Raw genomic sequence first — 5,059 nt, forward strand, 5'->3', positions numbered from 1 at the left:
CCTCTTTTTTGAACATTTGTTGAATAGTTTCTGTGTCGGCCACCCACATAGCGAGATTCATCGCATTGAGCGAAGCATTGTCGATATAGTCAATGACCTGGTGGTAATTGTTTTTCATCTCATCAAACAAATCGTCAGACAATTTTTGTGCTGAATACAGATAATCGGATGCCAGGATGGAACTAACACCGATCACAATAATAATACTGATTGTCAATAGGAGTTTAAATTGAATGCTTTTGTAAAACTTAATGTTTCCCATAAAATTCCCTATATGTTGATCATTATTTACACGAAAGTGTCAAAAACCGGACATCGCTTTACAACAGTCATCGACAGATCACGACGACTGTAGGCAATGCCCTCATCCCAGTAATTTCGGGTGTGTCCCACCTTTTACCATCGCAAAAATCAGACCAATCTTAAAATATCCATAAATCCTTTAATAAATGCGTATTTTCATGAAAAATAGTTGCTGTTCCCCTTGATTATCAATGGTTTTGGATGAATTTTAATGTCCATTTTTTGTCTCAATAAAATTAAATACTTATGTTCGTTTTTGGAAAAGCATGTCAGAAGTCAGTTAAATGAGTTTGGTGGTCCTGATAAAATCCTGTTCTTTTGCTATCATAAATTAATTCCTTAGTAAGCGCACCATATCCGGTGTTTATATCACAAAGCATCATATATGCCATCAAATTATGCCTTATATGGTGCCATAAGGAGGTATCACAAAATAATCTTTACAATGATATGCTTTTGTCATGGAACAAGAGTTAATAGCAAAACGGTTCACACTTATATCGTCATTAATATCATCCCCAGGGTAAAACCGGACATTATCCACTGCAACGACTGGATGACAGGCCTGATCCCGGCCATGGCAAGGCAGTATGGAGTTCCCTGCCTGTTTTCCATCCACAATATCCATACCATGCCTCCACCCTGGCTGAGATAGAGGACCGGGAAGATTACTATCGTCGAAAAGATGAGCGATTCCTGCTCCGAATTTTAAAAAAAGGAATTTATAATGAACTTCGGTAAGCACCCTGACCTCCAGGGTTTCGGTATCCCCGTAATGTTCGGTTTCCAGGTGACCGGCCCCGAGCAGGGTTTCAAAAGCGGCCCAAGTGGTCAGGTTTTTTCCCAGTGTATAGTTGAACGTAGTCCATTCATATGCGTCAACAGTATCAGGTCCGATACTGGTCCCGTCGCTCCGGCCGTGGAAAACCGAAAACCCCTGGTAGTCGATAAATCTGTTGCTGGCCCCTGCTGTGGGAAGGTTCAATATCAGAATCATATACTCAAAATATATGCCATTTGCTTACTCGCTGTCCGAATTTTTGAATTTGACTGCCAAACAATTCTTGATTAGAATCAAGCCACTTTTTTTTGAAAAATATAGGCCAATGGCGGCCCGGTGGGCCGCCCAACTGCTGATAAAGCTATTGATTATTCTATGAAAAACGGCACTGGCAGTAAAAAATTACTCTCTATCTTCTTTTGGCGCATAACGGGTTGCACGATCTTACTGCTTCTGTTTTGGGGTGGGATGGTCTATCTCTACCAAACCCGCCAGATCAAACAGGAGTTGTTTCTGCAAGCGAAAAAAGTAGGCCCTAGCTTTATTGAAGAGCGAATCCGGCCTTTAAGCAAAAAGGACTCCAAACTTTTTGAGCATGTAATTGAGCTATTACACCAAAAGCTTACCCACTTTCGTGTTGTGATGCTGGACGGTTACGATACAAGCAAGCATGACATCTTTCATTATGTCAGCGAGCCGGACTTTCCTGCTGTAAGCAAGGGAAAAAGATTTTGGGGGAAGGTGTTTTCCCTGGTCGATGATGAGGAATATATTTTCATTGAGTTTCAGGATGATCTTTATCTCCGGATTTTCAGCCCGCTTTACCATGACCAAACACTGCTCGGGTTTATGGACATCATGGTCGAGGTTGATCCGAACATATTGGATCGATTAAAGCAAACACGGACCATGGCACTGATAATGAACATCAGTACGATTTTGACCATGACTCTGGTCCTCTATCCGCTGACCTACAATTTCTACCGAAAGCTTCAGGGAATCAGTCGTGAATTGCGTGAGAGCCACCTTCACACCATTCTTGCCCTTGGCAACGCTATTGCCAAACGGGACAGCGATACCGATGAACATAACTACCGGGTCACCTACTATAGTCTCTGCTTGGCTGAGCATGTAAAAATGTCCACTGCATCCATCCGAAGCCTTGTTAAAGGCGCTTTTCTTCATGATGTGGGCAAAATCGGGATCAGTGATAATATTCTACTCAAGCACGGCAAACTCACGGAAGAAGAGTTCAATGTGATGCAGACCCACGTGGAGCTGGGAGAGCAGATCGTCAAAGATATTCGCTGGCTGGCAGACGCCAGGGAGGTCATCCTGTTTCACCATGAAAGATATGACGGCAGTGGGTACCCTTTTGGGACGGCAGGGGAACAGATACCACTGACAGCTCGAATTTTTGCAGTGGTGGATGTCTTTGATGCCCTCACCTCCCAGCGCCCCTATAAGCAAGCTTTTTCTTATGGGGATGCCATTAAAATTTTGACCAAGGAGGCACAGGGATTTGATCCCAAGATACTGAATGCCTTTATAGAAATCTCTGAAGTGCTTTACAACGAGACGGCTCCCGCTGGTAAAATGGAATTAATAAAACGCTTAGAGGTAAAACTTTTCCATTATTTCGAGAACTAATGCTTTTCTATATGCCAGAGTATTGCCTCATCATTCGGCATTTTTCCTGAATGTTATCTTCAAACATTGGAATGCTCCTGAATAATATCTTGTGTATACAGTCAATTGCAAATATCGCAAAATGCATGCCTGATAAAATCAAGCCGGGACCAGTTGATTTTTTTACCGGCCCTTCCTTGCCTTTCCATAGATTACGCCTAACTTGCGCATCCGATTGCGCAGCGTGCTGGGGGGTAATCCCAACAGAGAGGCTGCTCCGTCATCACCCTGGATTTTTCCGTTGGTCAGATCAAGAACGGATTCGATATGAGTTTTCATGGCTGCATCCATCTTCAGAACCGGGAGGGTGTCCCGTGAGACGATAGGTGCGGCAACGTTTTGACCGGAAGAACGGTCTGGTTCATCAAAGCGCAGATATTTTTCCCCCGGACTGGCCGAACTTCGGATCAGTGCCCGTTCCACAATATTTTCCAATTCCCTGACATTGCCAGGCCAATGGTATTCTTGAAGCTTTTCCATACACCCAGGTTCTAGCTTGTTCGTTACGAGAAGATTCATCTCTTTTGATTTACGGAGTACAAAAAAATTGATCAAGGCTGGAATGTCCATCTTCCTATGCCGTAGGGGCGGGATGGTAATAGGAAATACATTCAGCCGGAACCAGAGATCTTCCCTGAATATGCCTTTGCGGACCATTTCCGGCAAATCCCGGTGGGTGGCGGTAATGATACGGATATCCACGGGAACCGGACGGGCTCCCCCAATCCTCTCAATTTCCCTCATCTGGAGGACCCGCAAAAGCCTGACCTGGACTTTAAGGGGAAGCTCACCGATTTCATCCAGGAAGATTGTTCCGCCGTGGGCTCTTTCAAAGCATCCCCGCCTTTGCTTGACCGCACCTGTAAATGCCCCTTTTTCATGGCCGAATAATTCGCTGTCCACAAGGGATTCGGGAATTGCCCCGCAATTGACCTTAATGAACGGACCGTTCGATCTTGCAGATGTGCGGTGAATGGTGTTGGCAATCACTTCCTTTCCAACACCTGTTTCCCCAAGCAACAATACTTGACTGGAAAGGGGGGCAACCTGTCTGACCATCTCCATAACATCCCGGAGGCCAAAGTCTTTCCCGATGATCTCGTCTCCGACTGCTTTTGACATCTGCCTTGTTAAATACCGGTTGTCATCGGCCAATATCTCTTTCAGGCGAATCACTTCCTGGTGTTTCTGTGCATTTGCCATGGCAATCGCAAATGGTCCCCTTAACAGGCTGAACAATTCGAGATCATGCCTTGAGTACCTATCATATCCCTTTGCGATCAAGGCTACTAAGCCCATTTTTTCCTCCCCCACTTTCAGCAGGGAGAATATATATGATAATTCTTTCTTTCCCAAAGCCTCCCAGCCAATTTTACCCACCGGATCTTCCCAGGGATTATTAATAATAAAATTAGAATGTATGGGGTCTTTTTTTTCAAGATTTTTAAAATGAGTGATGGCTTCCGATGTCAATGGCATGGTTTTCATGTTCAGGTCCAGTTCCGGATCTGCAACGATGGAGAGCGCCTCTGAGATTTTGGCCTCCAGATTATAAAGTGCCATGATCAAAGCGTTTGTCGGAATGAATTTTTCAATGAACGCATAACAGTCGGACAGCATTGCATCCACATTGAGGTTGCCGCAAATCCGCATGGTTGCCTGGTAAAAAAAATCCTGTTCTTTTGATGTCATAAATCCCTCCTTTAACAAGCGCCCCATATCCGGTGTTTATACCACAAGACACCTCATATGGCATAAAATTATGCCTTATATGGTGTCACATGCCTAAAAAGGCCTGCTCATCAGGGTATTACGATATTGGCATAAATTTGGCAACGCCCACGTATAGTTATGACTTGAAGAAACTAACAGTAAAGGTTTGGTTATGAAAAGGGCACACCGTTTTTTACAGGAGAGCGCATAACTAATGAAAAAAACAGCTGAAAGCCGGACAGAGATGATCATAGTTCGTGTCTACAGTATCAGTGAGACTCATGCCCTCCATGAGATTTTGAAAGAGATATCCGAACTTTCCAAGACAAATGAAAACAGTCATCATGCTATTTTTCTTTGCAAAAATGAACATGTGGAAAGTGACTGGGCGGTATGTTTTCAGAATTCGGCAATAGAGGGGCACAGGAAATCAGTCCTGGCAACCTATGTGGCAGAAATGCTTCGGAGTGTGGGACTCGTAAATCATACGGTATGGAAACTCTATGATGCCCGGGATGACCAGGCCGTTGATGAATTAATGAGCCTGTTGATTTAGTTCCCATCGCAGCATGT

At 44.2% G+C, this 5,059-nt stretch carries 4 protein-coding genes and 1 pseudogene; 3 read left to right on the forward strand and 2 right to left on the reverse strand.

Annotated elements, in window-relative coordinates:
- The coding region (locus AB7U36_RS18160) for a hypothetical protein (RefSeq protein WP_428161079.1) at nt 1-262 on the reverse strand (262 nt) is incomplete at its 3' end.
- Nucleotides 263-748: 486 nt separating this feature from the next.
- Here AB7U36_RS18160 and AB7U36_RS18165 point away from each other — a divergent pair.
- Together AB7U36_RS18165 and AB7U36_RS18170 are read left to right on the forward strand one after the other, a co-directional pair.
- Nucleotides 749-966 (forward strand): annotated as a pseudogene (locus tag AB7U36_RS18165) (glycogen/starch synthase); the annotation flags it as partial.
- Between the two features lie 454 nt (nt 967-1,420).
- Nucleotides 1,421-2,734 (forward strand): HD-GYP domain-containing protein, encoded by a 1,314-nt coding sequence (locus AB7U36_RS18170; RefSeq protein ID WP_428161080.1) that lies wholly within the window; start codon nt 1,421-1,423, stop codon nt 2,732-2,734.
- Between the two features lie 162 nt (nt 2,735-2,896).
- On the opposite strand, the gene AB7U36_RS18175 is transcribed toward AB7U36_RS18170, so the two are convergent.
- Nucleotides 2,897-4,465 (reverse strand): sigma-54 interaction domain-containing protein, encoded by a 1,569-nt coding sequence (locus AB7U36_RS18175; protein ID WP_428161081.1) that lies wholly within the window; start codon nt 4,463-4,465, stop codon nt 2,897-2,899.
- 235 nt (nt 4,466-4,700) lie between these two features.
- On the opposite strand from AB7U36_RS18175, the gene AB7U36_RS18180 reads away from it, so the two are divergent.
- A complete protein-coding gene (locus AB7U36_RS18180; RefSeq protein WP_428161082.1) occupies nt 4,701-5,042 on the forward strand; it encodes a hypothetical protein in 342 nt (113 codons plus the stop codon).
- Nucleotides 5,043-5,059: the final 17 nt, after the last annotated feature.

It is taken from the genome of Desulfobacter sp., assembly GCF_050177295.1.